Annotated in this window: 16 protein-coding genes; 8 read left to right on the top strand and 8 right to left on the bottom strand. The window is 71.7% G+C overall.

The genetic code is table 11. The features are described from left to right. Positions 1-4 precede the first annotated feature (4 nt). Positions 5-1,225, top strand: coding sequence for a TerC family protein (locus ACWEJ6_RS11210; RefSeq protein ID WP_452423041.1), 1,221 nt, complete (start codon positions 5-7; stop codon positions 1,223-1,225). On the opposite strand, the gene ACWEJ6_RS11205 is transcribed toward ACWEJ6_RS11210, so the two are convergent. Genes ACWEJ6_RS11205 through ACWEJ6_RS11195 form a run of 3 tightly spaced genes read right to left on the bottom strand, consistent with a single transcriptional unit; the run spans position 1,218 to position 6,486 of the window. Further along, a complete protein-coding gene (locus ACWEJ6_RS11205) occupies positions 1,218-2,678 on the bottom strand; it encodes an MFS transporter (protein WP_358285027.1) in 1,461 nt (486 codons plus the stop codon). The genes ACWEJ6_RS11210 and ACWEJ6_RS11205 overlap by 8 nt on opposite strands. Positions 2,679-2,705: 27 nt before the next feature. Further along, the gene (locus ACWEJ6_RS11200; RefSeq protein ID WP_452423039.1) at positions 2,706-5,828 is read right to left on the bottom strand and encodes an AAA family ATPase; all 3,123 of its coding nucleotides are present in this window, start codon (positions 5,826-5,828) and stop codon (positions 2,706-2,708) included. Between the two features lie 10 nt (positions 5,829-5,838). After that, positions 5,839-6,486 (bottom strand): hypothetical protein, encoded by a 648-nt coding sequence (locus ACWEJ6_RS11195; RefSeq protein WP_452423037.1) that lies wholly within the window; start codon positions 6,484-6,486, stop codon positions 5,839-5,841. A 292-nt stretch (positions 6,487-6,778) separates the two neighbouring features. Between ACWEJ6_RS11195 and ACWEJ6_RS11190 the strand changes: the two genes are divergently transcribed. Continuing rightward, positions 6,779-7,114 (top strand): carboxymuconolactone decarboxylase family protein, encoded by a 336-nt coding sequence (locus ACWEJ6_RS11190; RefSeq protein WP_352324894.1) that lies wholly within the window; start codon positions 6,779-6,781, stop codon positions 7,112-7,114. Here the strand turns inward: ACWEJ6_RS11190 and ACWEJ6_RS11185 are convergent. Further along, a complete protein-coding gene (locus tag ACWEJ6_RS11185) occupies positions 7,074-8,222 on the bottom strand; it encodes a PQQ-dependent sugar dehydrogenase (RefSeq protein WP_452423035.1) in 1,149 nt (382 codons plus the stop codon). The two genes, ACWEJ6_RS11190 and ACWEJ6_RS11185, sit on opposite strands and share 41 nt — an antisense overlap. Before the next feature lie 46 nt (positions 8,223-8,268). Here ACWEJ6_RS11185 and ACWEJ6_RS11180 point away from each other — a divergent pair, with 46 nt between their 5' ends. Beyond that, positions 8,269-9,021: an SDR family NAD(P)-dependent oxidoreductase gene (locus tag ACWEJ6_RS11180; RefSeq protein ID WP_358285009.1), complete on the top strand. Its 753-nt coding sequence runs from the start codon at positions 8,269-8,271 to the stop codon at positions 9,019-9,021. Positions 9,022-9,135: 114 nt separating this feature from the next. Here the strand turns inward: ACWEJ6_RS11180 and ACWEJ6_RS11175 are convergent, their stop codons facing one another. After that, positions 9,136-10,347: an ABC transporter ATP-binding protein gene (locus ACWEJ6_RS11175; RefSeq protein WP_352357172.1), complete on the bottom strand. Its 1,212-nt coding sequence runs from the start codon at positions 10,345-10,347 to the stop codon at positions 9,136-9,138. A gap of 174 nt (positions 10,348-10,521) precedes the next feature. On the opposite strand from ACWEJ6_RS11175, the gene ACWEJ6_RS11170 reads away from it, so the two are divergent. Next, positions 10,522-11,604 carry a LacI family DNA-binding transcriptional regulator gene (locus tag ACWEJ6_RS11170; protein WP_452423032.1) on the top strand — a complete coding sequence of 361 codons (1,083 nt, stop codon included), beginning with the start codon at positions 10,522-10,524 and terminating at the stop codon, positions 11,602-11,604. 18 nt (positions 11,605-11,622) lie between these two features. On the opposite strand, the gene ACWEJ6_RS11165 is transcribed toward ACWEJ6_RS11170, so the two are convergent. Continuing rightward, the gene (locus ACWEJ6_RS11165) at positions 11,623-12,420 is read right to left on the bottom strand and encodes an alpha/beta fold hydrolase (protein WP_452423030.1); all 798 of its coding nucleotides are present in this window, start codon (positions 12,418-12,420) and stop codon (positions 11,623-11,625) included. A gap of 156 nt (positions 12,421-12,576) precedes the next feature. On the opposite strand from ACWEJ6_RS11165, the gene ACWEJ6_RS11160 reads away from it, so the two are divergent. Together ACWEJ6_RS11160 and ACWEJ6_RS11155 are read left to right on the top strand one after the other, a co-directional pair. Next, entirely contained in the window at positions 12,577-13,527 is a 951-nt protein-coding gene (locus ACWEJ6_RS11160) for an alpha/beta hydrolase (RefSeq protein ID WP_452423028.1), read from the top strand. 37 nt (positions 13,528-13,564) lie between these two features. After that, positions 13,565-14,719 (top strand): acyltransferase family protein, encoded by a 1,155-nt coding sequence (locus ACWEJ6_RS11155; protein ID WP_452423027.1) that lies wholly within the window; start codon positions 13,565-13,567, stop codon positions 14,717-14,719. Here ACWEJ6_RS11155 and ACWEJ6_RS11150 read toward each other — a convergent pair. Further along, on the bottom strand, positions 14,716-15,201 hold the full coding sequence (locus tag ACWEJ6_RS11150; RefSeq protein ID WP_358284999.1) for a glutathione peroxidase: 486 nt from the start codon (positions 15,199-15,201) through the stop codon (positions 14,716-14,718). The genes ACWEJ6_RS11155 and ACWEJ6_RS11150 overlap by 4 nt on opposite strands. A gap of 187 nt (positions 15,202-15,388) precedes the next feature. On the opposite strand from ACWEJ6_RS11150, the gene ACWEJ6_RS11145 reads away from it, so the two are divergent. Both ACWEJ6_RS11145 and ACWEJ6_RS11140 read left to right on the top strand, forming a co-directional pair. Continuing rightward, positions 15,389-15,784 carry an aggregation-promoting factor C-terminal-like domain-containing protein gene (locus tag ACWEJ6_RS11145; protein WP_352324904.1) on the top strand — a complete coding sequence of 132 codons (396 nt, stop codon included), beginning with the start codon at positions 15,389-15,391 and terminating at the stop codon, positions 15,782-15,784. 333 nt (positions 15,785-16,117) lie between these two features. Beyond that, positions 16,118-16,573 carry an aggregation-promoting factor C-terminal-like domain-containing protein gene (locus tag ACWEJ6_RS11140; protein ID WP_352324905.1) on the top strand — a complete coding sequence of 152 codons (456 nt, stop codon included), beginning with the start codon at positions 16,118-16,120 and terminating at the stop codon, positions 16,571-16,573. Positions 16,574-16,615: 42 nt separating this feature from the next. Here ACWEJ6_RS11140 and ACWEJ6_RS11135 read toward each other — a convergent pair whose 3' ends face one another. Beyond that, on the bottom strand, positions 16,616-17,248 hold the full coding sequence (locus tag ACWEJ6_RS11135; RefSeq protein WP_352357184.1) for a TetR/AcrR family transcriptional regulator: 633 nt from the start codon (positions 17,246-17,248) through the stop codon (positions 16,616-16,618). Between the last annotated feature and the right edge of the window lie 81 nt (positions 17,249-17,329).

The raw sequence follows: 17,329 nt of genomic DNA, 5'->3' as shown, positions 1-17,329 counted from the left end.
GTTCGTGGACGTGTCCGCGCCCGTGTGGTGGCTGACGATCCTGGGGATCGCCGGCCTGCTGCTGTTCGACTTCTTCTTCCACGTACGGCAGGCGCACGTCCCCGCGCTGCGCGAGGCGGCCGTCTGGTCGGCCCTGTACGTCGGGATCGCCCTGCTGTTCGGCGTGGGCGTGTGGGCGTTCGGCGGCGCCGAGCCGGGCGCGGAGTACTTCGCCGGGTACGTGACGGAGAAGGCGCTGTCGGTCGACAACCTGTTCGTCTTCCTCGTCATCATGGCGAGCTTCCGGGTGCCGCGCGCCGACCAGCAGAAGGCCCTGCTGTTCGGCATCGTCTTCTCGCTGATCGCCAGGACCGGGTTCATCCTCCTCGGCGCCGCGATGATCGAGACGTTCGCCTGGGTGTTCTACGTCTTCAGCCTGATCCTGCTGCTCACGGCGGGCAACCTGCTGCGGCCCGAAGGCGGCGAGGGCCACACCGACAACATCATGGTCCGCCTGGCCCGCGGGCTGTTCCGCGCCACCGACAGCTACGACGGCGACCGGCTGTTCACGGTGGTGGACGGCCGCCGGGTGATGACGCCGATGTTGCTGGTGATGATCGCCCTGGCCGGCACCGACGTGCTGTTCGCGCTCGACTCCATCCCGGCCATCTTCGGCCTCACCCAGAACGTCTACCTCGTCTTCACCGCCACCGCCTTCTCCCTGCTGGGGCTGCGGCAGCTCTACTTCCTCATCGACGGCCTGCTCGACCGGCTCATCTACCTCGCCTACGGGCTGGCGGTCATCCTGGCCTTCATCGGCGTCAAGCTCGGGCTGCACGCACTGCACGAGAACAACGTGCCGTTCATCAACGACGGCGAGCCGGTGAACGTCACCGAGATCAGCACCGGGCTGTCCCTGTCGGTGATCGTCGGCGTGCTGCTGGTCACCGTGGCCGCCTCGCTGGCCAGCCCCCGCGGCCGGGCGCAGAACGTGGTGTCGGCCGTCCGCCGGCACGCCCAGGACTACCTGGACGTGGAGAAGGACCCGGCGCGGCGCGAGGAGGTCTACCGCGACCTGCTCGCGGCCGAGGCGCGGCTGGGCGAGCTGCCGGAGCGGCAGCGCGCCGGCGTCGCCCGGGACGAGCGGCTGGCCGCCCTGGTGGCGCGGGCGCACGCCGAGCACCAGGCCGGGCAGCAGGACGGGCAGCAGGACGGGCACCAGGGCGGGCAGGGCCCGGCTAGGTAGGGGTGGCCTGGCGGGAGGTCAGCGGGGCCGCGATGTGCTCCAGCGGCGTGCGCTCGGCCTTCACCCCGAAGACGATCTCCACCAGTCCGGCCGCCACCATCATCCCGGCGCCGAAGCAGTAGCCGTAGAACAGCCGGGTGGGGTCGGGGTTGCGCTGGTCGCCGATGAGCGAGGCGAAGACCGTCGGCCCGAACGCGCCCGCGACCTGCCCGAGCGCGAAGAAGATGGCGATGGCCTGGGCCCGCAGCTCGATCGGGAAGATCTCGCTCACGGTCAGGTACGCCGAGCTGGCCGCCGCCGAGGCGATGAAGAAGATCACCGACCAGAGCACGGTCTGCGTGACCGCCGTCAGCATCCCCTCCTTGAACAGCCACCCGGTCACCGCCAGCAGCAGCCCCGAGGTGATGTACGTGGCCGAGATCATCTGCCTGCGCCCGACGGTGTCGAACAGCCTGCCCAGCAGCAGCGGCCCGAGCAGGTTCCCGGCCGCGAAGGCGAACATGTACTGCGGCACCGAGCCCGCCGGGACGCCGTAGAAGTGCGTCAGCACCAGCGAGTAGGTGAAGAACACGGCGTTGTAGAGGAACGACTGGCAGATCATCAGCGTCGCCCCCAGCACCGAGCGTTCCGGGTACGTGCGGAACAACGTCCTGGCGACCTGCGACAGCGGCGCGTGATGCTCGGGGACGATCTCCAGCGCCTGCTCCTGCGGCACCGGCTCCAGCCTGACCCGGTCCTCCCGCTCGACCTCCCGCTCGATGCGGGCGACGACCAGCTCGGCCTCCTCCTCGCGGCCGTGCGTCATCAGCCAGCGCGGGCTCTCCGGCAGGTGCCGGCGCAGCCCCCAGATGGCCAGGCCGATCACCGGCCCGACCGCGAACCCGAGCCGCCAGGCCCAGTCGGGGTCCAGCGGCCCGCCCGGGTGCAGCAGCAGGAACGTGGCCGAGGTGGCCAGCAGCGACCCCAGCCAGTAGGTGCCGTTGATGGCCAGGTCGACGTGGCCCCGGTAGTGGGAGGGGATCATCTCGTCGATGGCGGAGTTGACGGCCGCGTACTCGCCGCCGATGCCCGCCCCGGCCACGAAACGCAGCACCAGGAAGCTCCACAGGTCCCACGACAGGGCGGTCAGGCCGCTGGCGACCAGGTAGATGCCGAGCGTGAGGATGAACAGCTTCCGGCGGCCGAGCCGGTCGGACAGCCAGCCGAAGTAGAGCGCGCCGGCCACCTGGCCGATCAGGTAGACGGTGGCCGACAGGCCCACCTCGGCGGAGGTGAAGCCGAGCGTGTCGGGGCGCTGCAGGAACGCCCCGACGTTGCTGGCGATGGTGATCTCCAGCCCGTCGAGCACCCAGGCCACGCCGAGCGCGATCACCAGCCGGGTGTGGAACGGCGCCCACGGCAGGCGGTCCATGCGGGCGGGGACCAGGCTGCGTACGACGCCGTCCTTGCTCATACATCCTTACTTTAAGTGACCATATGATCACCCATCGGCCCGGGTCCCGTTGCCGTTGCCGGTGCCGTCGTAGCCGAGCAGCCGCATGGCGGTGTCCGGGTCCATGGCCGCGGCCAGCAGCTGGGCCCGCCGGTGGGCCTCGTCGCGCTCGCGTTCCGCCTTGACCTGCGCCGTCCGTACGCCCCTGACCACCACGAACGCGAGCCCGGCGCCCACGACCACCCCGACGACCACGACGAACAGCAGGAGCAGCAGGGCCGGCGAGGCGAGCGCGGGAGCCGCCGCGACGTCGGCGCCCGCGCCGGGCACCGCGCCGGTCACCGCCAGCGCCGCGATCAGGGCCAGCGCGATCAGCCCGAGCAGGCTGGCCACGACCAGCCAGGCCCGTCCGGCGCGCCGCCGCGGCCGGGCCTCGGCGACCGCCCCGGGGACCGGCCCGAAGCCCGCGTGCGGGCCGGCGGCCGGAATCCCCGCCGGAACCGCCTGGACCACTGACGGGCCCGCTGATGGGACTGCTGACGGGATTGCGGCGGCCCGCGGGGCTGGCGCCCACGGCACGAACTCGGGCCGATCACCACCCTGGTCGACACCCTGCCCCACGCCCTGCCCGACGCCCTGGTCGATCCGGGTGACCTCGGCCGTGATCACCTGCGCCACGGCCGGGGCGGCGCCTGCGGCCGGGGCGGCGCCCGCGGCCGGGGCGGCGAAGGCGGCCGCCCGGGGCGCGGCCTCCTCCTCCACCGGGCCGGGCAGCTCGCGATCGATGCGGCTGTGCTCCTTGTGCGCCCTGGCCGCGTCGCGGTGGTAGTCCTCCAGCTGCTCGTAGAGCTCGTCGGAGGCGTAGATCGTGCCGTCCACGAGCGGTCCGCGCTCGCCGCGGATGACGGCCACCACGTCGTCGCCGTTGAGCGTCTTGTGCGTCTCCAGGGCGTGCGCCAGGCACAGCACCTGCCTGCGGTGCTCCTCCAGCAGCCGCTCGGTCTTCTCCAGCAGCCGCACCAGGTTGAACTCGATGCGCTCGCCCAGCACGTCGGGGGTCAGGTCGGGCGCGGCGCGCACCGGCTCGCGCTCGGTGATGCCGATGCCGCCGCCCCCGCCGCCCCGGCCGCGCATGGCCTTGCCGCCGTGGATCTCCAGCTCCTGGAGCGCGGGCAGCGACGTGACGCCGGAGCCCATCCCCCAGTACGACTCCATCAGCGCGGTGAGGAACGTGGCCGCGTGCAGGTCGCCGGAGACGCCGGAGGAGTTGTCCTCGCCGAAGAACATGCGCTCGCCGGCCAGCGAGGCCAGGGAGACCATGATGTCGGCCTCGTACTCGGACTTCCAGCGGGTGAACTGGTCCTCGGGCTTGATCGAGGCGACCATGCCCAGGTAGTCGGCGCCCTTCTCGATGGTGGCGATGTCGATCTCCAGATGGAACCGGGTCACGTACGCCACCACGGCGTGGCACGCCTCGTGCACGGCCACGGCGTGCCGCTCGCGCTCGATGTACTCGACGTCCTCGGGCGGGCCGAGCTGCTTGAGCCGCTTGGCGCGCAGCACGTCCGACCAGGTGATGACCTCCCGGCCGTCGCGGATGGCGGTGATCAGCGACTCGTTGACCAGGTCCTTGATCGTGGCCCCGGTCGCGTACGGCGTGATCGTGGCCAGCTTGTCGATCTGCTCCCCGGTGAGCTCGTGCTCGACCTTGTCGAAATAGCCCTGGTACGTCCGCACCCGTCCGGCCTTGGACGGGTAGCCGACCTTGTAGATGCGGTCGATGCGGCCCGGCCGCAGCAGCGCCTCGTCCAGCGCGTCGGGCCGGTTGGTGGCCATCATGACGAGGATGCGGTATTTGGGCGGCGGCTTGGGCCGCATCCCGAGCAACCGCCTGACCAGCCGGTTGAAGAAGCCGCGCGGCTTCTTGAGCCCGGACAGCTCGGTGAGCAGCGCCTGGAGGGTGCCGGGGTCGCCGCTGTTCATCATGCCGCCGCCGGCGAAGAAGCGCTCGCGCCAGGTGCCCGGCGGGTCGGCGGCCTCCCGCCGGCCCTTGTAGGCCAGCACCGAGCGGCTCTCCTCCGACAGGTACGTCATCCCGTGGCAGCCGGAGTGCGCAGTGAAGCCGGAGTGCCCGGACAAGCCTGAGTGCCCGGACAAGCCGGTGTGCGCCGAGAAGCCGCCCTGGCCGGGCGGACCCTGCTGGGCCAGCTTGCCGCGCTTGCCGAGCGAGTCGGCCTCGTCGAAGAAGACGATCACGCCGCCGTACCGCAGCGCCAGCTTGCGCAGCTTCCTGAACAGGCCCTTGACCTTCAGGATGCCGACGCCCATGAACATGTTCGTGAAGGCTCCCGGATCCACGAACACGTACGGCTTGCCGGTCTCGCCGGCCACGGCCTCGGCCATCAGCGTCTTGCCGGTGCCCGGCGGGCCCCACAGCAGCAGGCCGCTGGGCACGTACCCGCCGCGCCGCTCGATCTCGTCGGGCCGCTCCAGGAAGACGATGTTCTCCTGGACCCGCTCGACCACGTGGTCCTGTCCCCAGACGTCGGCGAAGCGGGTCTTGATGTCGTCGGGGAAGTACGTCTCCACGCCGCCCCTGGACAGGAACCAGAACAGGCCGACGAACTGGATGATGACGAAGAAGAACAGGAAGACGATCTGCAGCAGGAACGGCAGCGCCTGCCAGATCAGCGTCGGCGCCTGCAACAGGGCGACGAACGGGCTGACGTCCAGCACCGCCCCCGCCACGAGCGCGGTCAGCGTGACGAAGAAGGCGATCTTCAGGGCTCTGGAGATGCGGTACCTGGTCCAGTCGTCGAAGCGCCGGTGCGTCCACCGCTCGAACCCGCCGAAGACCTTCTGGCTCCAGAACCGGTGGTAGCCCGACCAGTGCTCGCTGACCAGGAAGTGCAGTTGCCGCAGGGCCTCGGCGCCGAGCAGCCAGAAGATCCACTGGTACTCGTAGCCGATCTTCCAGGCCGCCTCGGGGAAGGTCACGACGCCCGTCCAGTCGGCCATCACCTTCCAGGTGAGGATCAGGTAGGCCAGGACCAGCGCGACGAGGAACTTGCTCCGGTCCCAGAACTGCATCTTCTTCCTGGTCACGGAGTCGGGGTCGGAGGGCCCGCTGCCGGGGGCGCGCAGCCCTTCGTGCTGAACGGTGGTGGTCACTGACGTCCCCTCATCCGGGCAGCCGGAGCAGCTTGAACGAACCCGCGATCTTGTCGAACTCGGCGCCGCGCTCGCGGTAGCAGGTCGCCCGGCAGCCGATGAGCATGACCGAGACCGTCGCGCCCTTCTCGTCGAGGATCGCGGTCTGGTCGAACGTCTGGACGTCGGCGCCGATCTGGTAGTTGAAGCGCACCCGTACGCCTCTGGCGCCGTTCTCCAGGGCGAGGACGTCGTCGCTGAGGAGCTCGAACTTGGCGAACATCGGCGGCCGGCCGGTGGTCATGGCCTGCTGCTCGTACAGCTCGCGCATCGGGTCCGTCACGGGCAGCACGAAGTCGCGCAGCCGGTTGAGCGAGATCGCGTCCCGCTGCTGCTCGGTGAGCTTGTGCACGGTGGCGTACACGAACGGGTCGGACGAGCTCAGCAGATGGTTGACCGACGGCTCGGCCGACTGGTCGAAGGCCGTGGACCAGACCCGCTGCGCGCGTGTCGCCGCCGCCAGCGAACCGGGTCGGTCACCCGTCAGATACAGTTCGATCGGATTGGCGTTGAGCTGCGTGAACGAGGCGGGCACCTTGAAATAGGTGGTGCCTTCCCTGTCCCGTACGTAGGTGAACTCCGGCTGCCCGCACGCCGGCAGCACGAAAACCGCGACCATGAGCGCGATCCAAGCCCGTGTCCTTTTCACCAGGGCTTACCTCCGCTTTACGGACCAACGCAGTTGTTGTGCCCGCTTTCATGCGGAATGAGGCCGGATGCACGATGAGAAATCTTGACCAAATCTTGGCCATTGATTGGCTTTACTTGTTACAGATCACCAAATGGTGGTATGGGCCAGGTCGCCACACTCTACGGTCGCCCGGGATACAACGTTCGTGCAACCCCCATTGGTAGACCACAGGAAGTAGCAAAGGATATGAGGACGCCCATCCCGAGCCTCGGAGCGCACCATGAAAGAACCCGCGATGGAGACCGTCGACTCCTTCGGCATGACGGCTGAGCGGCAGTTCGCCGACCTGTGGTCGAGGACCGCCCTGTCGGTCAAGGAGCGCCGGCTGCTGCTGCTCGGGCTGCTCGTCGGACAGGGGCTCGACGAGCTGACCGCCGTGCAGCTCGACGTCGCGCTGCGGGCGGGCGACCTGAGCGAGAGCGAGCTGCGCGAGGTGGTGGTCTTCCTGACCCACTACGCCGGCTGGACCCGCGGATCGCGGCTCAACGACCAGGTCGAGGAGCTGATCGAGCGGGTCAGGCAGGCTCGATCCGGTAGAGCGGACCCCGCAGGCTGAGCGCGTACAGCTCGCCGTCGAGCCCCTCCCCGAAGGAGGAGAGCTGCTCGACCCGGCCGATCTCGGACGCCTTCGACGGCTCGGCCGCGGGCGCGGCCCTGACCCAGCCGGCGCAGAAGTCCCCGTACAGGAAGCTGCCGCGCAGCCAGGGCAGCGCGGCGCCGCGGTAGACGTAACCGGCGATCACCGAGCAGCTGCCGTCCTTGTGCAGGGGGTAGGTGATGACCGGCTCGGTCAGGCCGCGGCCCGTGCCGCCGCGGAAGGGCCGCCCGCCCTCGCGCAGGTTCCAGCCGTAGTTCTCGCCGCCCTTGGAGGCGGCCGGCTGGCGGTCGACCTCCTCCACCTCGTCCTGGCCGACGTCGCCGATCCACAGGTCGCCGCTGTGCCGGTCGAAGCCGAACCGCCAGGGGTTGCGCAGGCCGTAGGCCCAGATCTCGGGCCGCGCGCCGTCCTTCCCGGCGAACGGGTTGTCCCGCGGCACCTTGTACGGCCTGCCGCGCGGGTCGATGCGCAGGATCTTGCCCAGCAGCGTGCCGAGATCCTGGCCGTTGCCCTGCGGGTCGCCCGCGCTGCCGCCGTCGCCGAGCCCGACGTAGAGATGGCCGTCGGGGCCGAAGGCGAGCTGGCCGCCGTTGTGGTTGGCGTACGGCTGCTCCTGGGTGAGCACGTCGCGCCGGCCGGTGGCGCGCCGGCCGTCGAAGGCCCATTCGGTGACGTGGGTGGCGCCGCGGGTGTCGGTCCAGTCGAGGTAGAGCCAGCGGCCGGAGGGATGGAAGGCCACGCCGAGCAGGCCCTGCTCGTTGCCGCCGCTCACCTCCCCCGACAGGTCGACGATGACGTCGCCGTCGGTGGCGCGCAGCCGGCCGCCCTGCTCGGCGACGTAGAGCCGGGCCTCGCCCTTGCGCGCGGCGAGGGCGACCGGCCGTTCGAACCGGCCGAGCTCGCGGAAGCGCACCTGCCGGGGAGCGCTCTTCGGCTCGGGGCTCGCCGACTGAGAAGGCCGGGTGGAGGCAGGCGGGGCGGCGGACACGGTGGCCGGGCCGGGCGGGGACGAGGCGGCCGAGCAGGCGGTGAGGGCCAGGAGGAGCACGGCCGCGAAGGGGCGCACGCCGTCCATACTCGCACGCCCGACCGGGGACGTTAAGGTTCAGGACATGCCTACCGCATTGATCACGGGCGCCACCGCCGGCATCGGCGCCGCGTTCGCCCGCCGCCTGGCCGCCGACGCCTGCTCGCTCGTCCTGGTCGCGCGCGACGAGCAGCGGCTCGTCCAGGTCGCCGACCAGCTCAGGCTCAGGTACGGCGTGGACGTCGAGGTGCTGCCCGCCGACCTGGCCACCGAGGAGGGCCTGGCCAGGGTCGAGTCGAGACTCCGCGACGGCGTCGACCTGCTGGTGAACAACGCCGGTTTCGGCCACCCCGGCGACTTCCTGAAGGTGCCGGTCGAGGACGAGCTGCGCATGCTGAAGGTCCACTGCGAGGCCGTGCTGCGGCTCACCCTGGCGGCGCTGCCCGCGATGCGCAAGCGCGACCGGGGCGCGGTGATCAACGTGGCGTCGGTCGCGGCGTTCTTCTCCCGCGGCACCTACAGCGCCTCGAAGGCGTGGGTGGTCAACTTCAGCGAGTCGGCGGCCAACGACGTGCGCAACCCGCGGATCAAGATCATGGCGCTGTGCCCGGGTTTCGTGCGCACCGAGTTCCACCAGCGGGCGTCCATGGACACCTCGGGCATCCCGGGGTTCCTGTGGCTGAAGGCCGACAACGTGGTCAGGGACGCCATGCGCGACCTTGCGCTCGGCAAGCGGGTCTCGGTGCCCGACCTGCGCTACAAGGCCATCGTGGCGATCGGCAAGCTGGTGCCGCACAACCTGGCCGGGCGCGTCTCGGCCAGGCTCGGCCGCCGCTGACCTCGGGGCGTACCACAACAAGGTGGGCCCCCGCCGCGGGAGGGGGTCGCGGTGGGGGCCCGGGACGGCCGTGAGTGACTCACGGCCGGGAACCGGAAGATCCGGCGGGCTCTGCTAGCGGTTGGCCTCGTGGCCGATGGCCAGGCCGCTCGTCGGGTCGAAGAAGTGCAGGTTGTGCGTGTCCAGGACCAGGTCGATGCGCTGGCCGGGGCGCACGTGGCTGCGGGCGTTGACGCGGGCGGTCCACAGGGACTTGTCGCCCACGAGCGGCAGCGCCGCCTCCTCGTCGTCGCCCGTGTCGGCGGCGGCGACGGTGTCCTTGTGCTCGACCGGCGGGGCGTCGATCAGGAACAGCACGTTGATCTCGGAGCCCAGCTCCTCGGTGACCTCCGCCTTGACGGGCAGGGTGGCCCAGCCGTTGGCGTGGTTGCCGGCCGAGTTGGCGTCCTCGAAGTCCGACGGGCGGATGCCGAGGATGACCTTCTTGCCGATGTACTGGTCGAGGCCCGGCTTGTCGGCGAAGGCCGAGTCGGGGATCGGCAGGCTGATGTCGGCGAAGCGCACGACCGCGCCGTTGTCGCGGGCCAGCTCGGCGGTGACGAAGTTCATCGAGGGCGAGCCCATGAAGCCGGCGACGAACAGGTTGACCGGCTTGTCGAACAGGTTCTGCGGGGTGTCGACCTGCTGGAGCAGACCGTCGCGCAGGACGCAGACGCGGTCGCCGAGGGTCATGGCCTCGACCTGGTCGTGGGTGACGTACACGGTGGTGACGCCGAGGCGCTCGTGCAGGGTGTTGAGCGAGGCGCGCATGGAGACGCGGAGCTTGGCGTCGAGGTTCGACAGCGGCTCGTCCATGAGGAAGGCCTGCGGCTCGCGGACGATGGCGCGGCCCATGGCGACACGCTGGCGCTGACCACCGGACAGAGCGGCCGGCTTGCGCTTGAGGTAGGTCTCCAGGCCGAGCATCTTGGCGGCCTCGTTGACCCGCTTCTGGATCTCCGGCTTGGGCATCTTGCGGAGCTTGAGGCCGAAGGCGAGGTTCTCCTCGACCGTCATGTGCGGGTAGAGCGCGTAGTTCTGGAAGACCATCGCGATGTCGCGGTCCTTCGGCGGAAGGTGGTTGACCACCTTGTCGCCGATGGCGATCTCGCCGCCGCTGATGTCCTCAAGGCCGGCGATCATCCGGAGCGCGGTCGACTTACCGCAACCCGATGGGCCCACCAGCACCATGAACTCGCCGTCCTTGATCTCAAGGTTCAGCCCGTTCACGGCCTTCACGCCACCGGCGTAGATCTTGTCGACGTTCGTCAGAACGATGGATGCCATGACATTCCTTCGCGCTCCAGGGCGATCGGCCCGGACGTTGGTTCTCGGTTCCCGTGGATACGTTTTCACGTATCTCACCCGAAACGGACATCGGTGTCAAGGGGTACCGCGTGACCAGCCTTTGTAGGACCGATGGTCTTCCGGTGACCTGGAATCCATGATGGAATCGTTTCCATGGAGAAGCGGGCGACGATCAAGGATGTGGCCGAGGCGGCGGGCGTCGGCGTCGCGACCGTGTCCCGGGTGCTGTCGGGCGGCTCGGCCAGCCCCAGCACCAGGGAGCGGGTGCTGGCCGTCGCCGCCCAGCTCGACTACCGGCCCAGCGCGCTCGGCCGCAACCTGCGCCAGCGCCGCACCGGCGGCCTGGGCCTGCTGGTGCCCGACCTCACCGACACCTTCTACGGGCAGCTCTGCGAGGGCGTGCTCGCCTGCGCCCGGTCGGCGGGCGAGCCGGTCGTGCTGGGCTCGACGGGCGGCGACCCCGAGCAGGAGGCGGAGCTGATCGGCATGCTGCTCGAACAGAGCGTCGACCGGGTCATCGCGGTGCCCTCCGGCGACGCCGAGACCTGGGCCCCCGCGCTCAGGGCGGGCATGACGGTGGTCTTCGCCGACCGCCTGCCGCCCGAGGCCGGGCGCGACGGCGACCGCGACCCCGCCGAGAGCGCCCTCGACGATCTCATGCTCCTCGACGGCGTGACCCCGCGCGGGCGCGTCCCCGAGGGCGCCGCGCGTCCGCTCGACGTGCCCGCCGTGCTGGCCGACGACCGCGCCGGCATCCGTACGGCCGTGCGCTACCTGCGGGGCCTCGGCCACCGGCGCATCGCCTTCCTCGGCGGCCCCGGCCACGACCGGCGGGCCGACGCCTTCCGCGAGGCCGTGGGCGCGCCGGTGGACGAGGAGCTGGTGGTGTTCGGCACCGGCAGCCGCGACTCGGCGTACGCCGCCGCCTCCGGCCTGTTCCAGAGCCGTCCCGACCTGTCGGCCGTCGTCGCGGGCGGGAACGTCCTGGGCGAGGCGGCCGTGCTGGCCGCCCGCGAGCTCGACCTGCGGGTGCCGAAGGACGTGTCGCTGGTGATGTACGACGACGTGCCCTGGGCCGAGCTGTGCGCCCCGCCGCTGACCGTGATCGCCCAGCCCGGCCGGGACATGGGGTACCGGGCCTGCGAGCTGGTGCTGCGCGAGGGCACCCGGCGGGCGCGCACGGTGGTGCTGCCCACCGAGCTGATCATCCGCGGGAGCTGCGGCCCCCGCAGGTGACCGGCGGGCGGCACGCGCTCAGCTCTCGCCGAGGACGTCCCGCGCGTGCGCCTCGATCACCTGGGCCACTTCCTGAGGCGCTCTCAGGTGCGCGCCGTGCCCCTGCCCGTGCAGCGTGACGCGCCGGGCGCCGGGGATCGTCTCCCCCAGGGCGTCGAGCCGCGCGCCGAGATGGGCGGGGCTGCGGTCGCCGCCGAGCAGCACCACCGGCGTGCGGATCGCCGCGTACGCCGCCCGCCGGTCGCCCAGGGCGTCGATCGCCAGCAGGTCGTCGATCTGGCGGGGCGCGCGCAGCCGCGTCGGCCGATGGCAGGCCACCGCCACGGAGGTCAGCCAGGAGATCGCCGGCGACAGGCCCACCACGTCCCTGAAGAAGATCCGCATCGCCCGGCCCGGCCGGCCCGCCGCCACCGCGGCCGCGGCCGCCTGGCCGGCCGCGCCGCCGAGCGAGGGTCCGAGGGCGACGGGCGGCTCGTACAGGACCGCGCCCGCGAAGGCGTCCGGCGCGAGGAGCAGGGACTCCAGCGCGGCCACCGCGCCGGAGGAATGCCCGACGAGCAGGACGGGCCCGCCGAGCGCGGCCGCCACCGCCACCGCGTCGGCGGCCTCCTGCGCCATGGTGGCGGGCCCGGCCAGGTCCGGCCGGTACTGGCGGCGCCGGACGCGCACCACGCGGAACCGCGGCGCGAGCAGCGCCGCGACCTTGCCCCACTGGGTGCCGTCGTCGAGCCCTGCGTGCAGGACGAGGACGGCCGGGCCCTGCCCCTCCTCGACCACCCGGACGTCGGTCCCGTCGGCGGATGTCACCGTGAGCATGGCGCCTCCTCAGTGCGGCCACTGTACGCCTCCTCAGCCCCGTAGTACCTCAGAGCTACGCGAAAGGTGCATCCCCCAGCGGGAAGCCGACTACAAGGCGTGATCCCTACCTTCGGTGCCGGAAGGAAGAACCGGCACGGAAGGGGACCACCCGCCATGGCATCGCTGAGGAACCGCCTGCTCGCCGCGCTCGTCACCGCTTCGGTGGCGGTGCCCGCGTCCGGCGCCGGCGGGTCCGCGGGGGTGCCCGCGCCCGTTCCCGCCGCCGTGGCGCCGCTGCGCGCCGCGGCTCCCGCCGTGCTGGCCGCCGAGCTGACCGAGCGGTACGCCGCCGGGCGCGCCGCCGTGCTGGCCGCCGAGCGCACCGCCGCCGCGCGGGGGCACCGCCTGCGGGCGGCGGCGCTGCGGGCCATGGCCGGCCCGTCGCGCACGTTCCTGTCCTTCGACGGGCGCGACGGCGGCCGCACCGTGGAGGTCTTCGGCGACCTGGCGACGGCCCGGCGGATCGCCGTCCTGGTGCCCGGCTCCGACACGAACCTCGACCGGTACGGCCGCCTGCACGCCGGCGCGACGCGGCTGCGCGAGGCGCTCGGCGACGGCTCGGCGGTCATCGCCTGGGCCGGCTACCGCACGCCCGGCACGCTCAGCCTGGACGTGCTGACGCCCGCGCGGGCCGACGAGGCCGTGCCCGGGCTGCGCGCGTTCGTCCGGGAGCTGCGCGCGCTCAAACCCGGCGCCCGGCTGTCGCTCGTGTGCCACTCCTACGGCTCGGTGGTGTGCGGACGGGCCGCGCCCGGCCTGGACGTGGCCGACATCGTCCTGATGGGCAGCCCCGGCGCGGGCGTCCCCGACGTCGCCGCCATGCGCACCCGCGCGGTCGTGTGGGCCGGGCGCGGCGCCGCCGACTGGATCGCCGGCGTGCCCCACGCGCTGGTCGAGCTGCCGTTCGTCACGGTCGGACTGGGGGCCGACCCGGTCTCGCCCGGGTTCGGCGCCCGCGTCTTCGCGGCGGGCGACGGCGGCCACAGCGACTACCTGCGGCCCGGCTCCCCCGCCCTGACGGCCGTCGCCCGCATCGTCTCCGGAGAGGCCGCCCGCGATGTCTGAGTCCTCCCCCCGCATCGTCTCCGGAGAGGCCCCCGCGATGTCTGACTCCTCCCTCCGCACCCGCTCCGGACCGCGCGGGCTCGCCGCCCGCATCGAGGCCGGGACGCCGCCGGAGCGCGACCGGGCCCTGGACGCGCTGCGGGCCCTGGCCATCCTCGGGGTGGTGGCCGGGCACTGGCTGGTGACCGCCGTGGTCAGCGACAGCGGCAGCCTGCGCGTCACCAGCCCGCTCAAGTACCTGCCGCAGCTCGCCCCGATGTCGTGGGCGTTCCAGATGCTGGCGATCTTCTTCCTGGTGGGCGGCCTGGTCGGGGCGAAGGGCCACCGGTCGGCGCGGGCGGCCGGCATCGGCTACGTCCCGTGGCTGCGCGGCCGGTTGGGGCGGCTGTTCCGCCCGGTGGCGGTCGTCGCGGCGGTGTGGGCCGTGGCGGCGGTCGCGATGCTCGCCTCCGGGGTGCCGCTGGAGGACGTGCGGCTGCTGGTCAGGATGGCGGCGGCGCCGATGTGGTTCCTGCTGGTGTTCGCCGCGCTGACGGCCGTCACACCGCTGGCCGCCCGGCTGCACCCGGCCTGGCCGCTCGCGGCGGTGGCGGCCTGCGACGCGGTGCGGTTCGGGCCCGGCGGGCCGGAGTGGTTGTGGTGGGTGAACCTGGCGGCCGGGTGGCTGGTGCCGTACTGCCTGGGCGCGGCCTGGGCCCGCGGGCGGCTGCGGAGCCGGGCCACCGGCTGGACGCTGCTGACCGGCGGCGCGGCCACGGCCCTGGCGCTGGTGGCGTGGGGCGGCTACCCGGCGACCATGGTCGGGGTGCCGGGCGCCCCGGTCTCCAACCTGGACCCGCCCTCGCTCGCGGCCGTCAGCTTCGGGCTCGCCCAGTGCGGCGCGGCGCTGCTGCTGCTCGGCCCGCTGCGCCGGCTGCTGCGCCGCCCCGCCGTCTGGGCGTCCGTGGCCGTGGCCAACCTGGCCGCGATGACGATCTTCCTCTGGCACCAGACCGCGCTGATCGCGGTGACCGAGCTCGGCCTGCTGGCGAGCCGGGCGCTGCTGGAGAGCCGGGCGCTGCCCGGCCTGCACACCTCGCCCGAGGAGCTCGGGTGGGTGGCGGCCCGGCTGGCCTGGCTGCCGGCGTTCGCGGTGGCGCTGCTGGTGTGCTGCGCCGCCTTCCACGCCCACGAACGCCGGCGGCCCCGCTAGAGCAGCTTCTCGATGGCCGCGACGACGGCCGGGTCGTCGGGGGCGGTGCGGGGACGGAAGCGGGCCACGACGTTGCCCTCGCGGTCGAGCAGGAACTTCTCGAAGTTCCACTGGACGTCGCCCGCCGCGCCCTCCTCGTCGGCCGTCTCGGTGAGCTCGGCGTAGAGCGGGTGGCGGCCGGGGCCGTTGACGTCGGCCTTGGCCAGCAGCGGGAAGTCGACGCCGTAGGTCGCCGAGCAGAACTCCTGGATCTCCTCCGCCGTGCCGGGCTCCTGGCCGGCGAACTGGTTGCAGGGCACGCCGACCACGCTGAAGCCGCGCGGGCCGAAGTCCTGCTGGAGCTGGACCAGGCCGGCGTACTGCGGGGTCAGGCCGCAGCGGGAGGCCACGTTGACCAGCAGCACGGCCTTGTCGCCGGCGAGGTCGCCGAGCGTGGTGGGGTCGTCGGCGAGGGTGCGGAGCGGGATGTCGCGAAGGCTCATGATCTGAAGCTTACAGAACGACGCCCGCCGCAGATTGTGACCTATTCCTCATTTTTCCCACGAAACCCCTGAATATCAATATGTCGTGATCTTGGAATTGAGCCTGATTTTTCATGGTCAATTAGGAAATGTGGGCGTTTGTCAGGCAGGGTGACGCGGTCCCCGTCCCCTTCGAAAGGGAATCCGCATGCCCATGCTCCGCCGTACCGGTGTCCTGGTCCTCGCCGCAACGCTCGCGACGGTGACCGGCACCACGGCCGCACAGGCGCAGAGCTCCCAGAGCAGTGGCAGGAACAAAGCCATCGCCAAGTCCCTGGTCGCCCAGCGCGGCTGGGGCGCCGCGAGCTACGGCTGCCTGGTCAGGCTCTGGGCCAGAGAGAGCGGCTGGAACCACAGGGCCGGCAACCGGTCGGGCGCCTACGGCATCCCGCAGGCGCTCCCGGGCCACAAGATGGCCTCCTCGGGCGCCGACTGGCGCACGAACCCGCGCACCCAGATCCGGTGGGGTCTGGGCTACATCAAGCAGCGGTACGGCTCGCCGTGTCGCGCGTGGGCGCACTTCCAATCCCACAGTTGGTACTGAGCCAAACCCCAGGTACGTCCGCGTTTTTACTCAAGGACATGCCATATAGGCGACGGGCCGGGCAATCCTGGCCCAGCGAGATCGCCCTTTATCCGAATTGAGCGCGCAAACACCTGTCCTTCGCGTGTCGAGATCGCGGCCCGCGGTCACGGCCCGTAATAGGAATCGTGCTTGAGGACACGTCGTGGCGCCTTCCGGGCCGTCCAGCACGATCGGGCGGTACAGGATCCCGGGAGGCCGCGCGGACCCTCCGCGTCCGAGCCACGGACGCGGACCGGCAGGGCGCTCCCGAGGGGGCGCCCGTCCGCACGCGACCCGAAAGCAAGGATCGCCTTGGACAGCAAACGCGTGCTCAGCGGCACTCTTCTCACTATCAGCGCGTTCGGCGTCAGCACCGGCCCGGCCTGGGCGGAGTCCCGGCCTCCGGTGATCAAGATGCGGACCTGGACAACGTCAGCGCAACCGAAGATCGCGGCCGTACGGCCCGCCGGAAGAAACAAGAAGATCGCCCTGGGACAGGTCGTCCAGCGCGCGTGGAACTACCGGGAGTTCCGCTGCCTGGACAACCTGTGGACCAGGGAGAGCAATTGGAACCACCACGCGCTCAACCGGTCGTCGGGCGCCTACGGGATCCCGCAGGCGCTGCCCGCGGGCAAGATGAGCGGCGCGGGCAAGGACTGGCGGTCCAACCCCGAGACGCAGATCCGCTGGGGCCTGGCCTACATCAAGGGAAGGTACGGCAGGCCCTGCGGCGCCTGGGGGCACTGGCAGTCGCACAACTGGTACTGATCTCGCGTGCCGGAGGGCATCCGGGCCCGCCCGGGTGCCCTCCTACTGACCCGCGTGCACCGCGATGGCCTGGATGAGCAGTTCGACCCCGAACTCGAACTCCGCCTCGTGGTCGCACTCGGCCAGCAGCGGCGCCAGCGCGCTCACCTCGGGGAACAACGCCGGATCGACGACGGCGGCCTCGACCGTGCGGCTGTGGACGGGCGCGAAGGTGGGCGTCACGCCGACCTCGCGCAGCAGCGAGCCCACGATGAAGGCGATGAACATGCGCAACATCCGGACGGCGTCGGGCCCGTCGAAGCCCGCGCCGCGCAGCGTGGCCAGCGCCCGCTCGACCGGCAGCAGCCCGGCGTGGGAGTGGAGCTGGCGGCTGACCACCACCATGGTCGAGCGCGGATGGTGATGAGCGATCTGCCGGAAGGCCCGCGCCTGCGCCCGCACTCGGTCGGTCCAGTGGGCGTCGGGGTCGTCGGTGAACTCGATGCCGCTCAGCACGCTCTCGGCCACGCCGTTGAGCAGGGCGTCCTTGTTCGGCACGTGGTTGTAGAGGGACATCACGCCGACGCCGAGCTCGGCCGCGATGCGGCGCATGGAGACCGCGTCGGCGCCCTCGCGCTCGATGAGGTCGATGGCCGCGGCCACGATTCGGGGCCTGGACAGGGGCTCGGTGGTCATAGCTCATTCTATTGACGCACGTACACCGTACGTGCAAGGGTCGAGCCGTGGACGTACACCGTACGTAATCCCCCTCGCGGA

This window comes from Nonomuraea sp. NPDC004702 (genome assembly GCF_053601695.1).
This window is presented reverse-complemented; position numbering and strand designations above follow the sequence as displayed.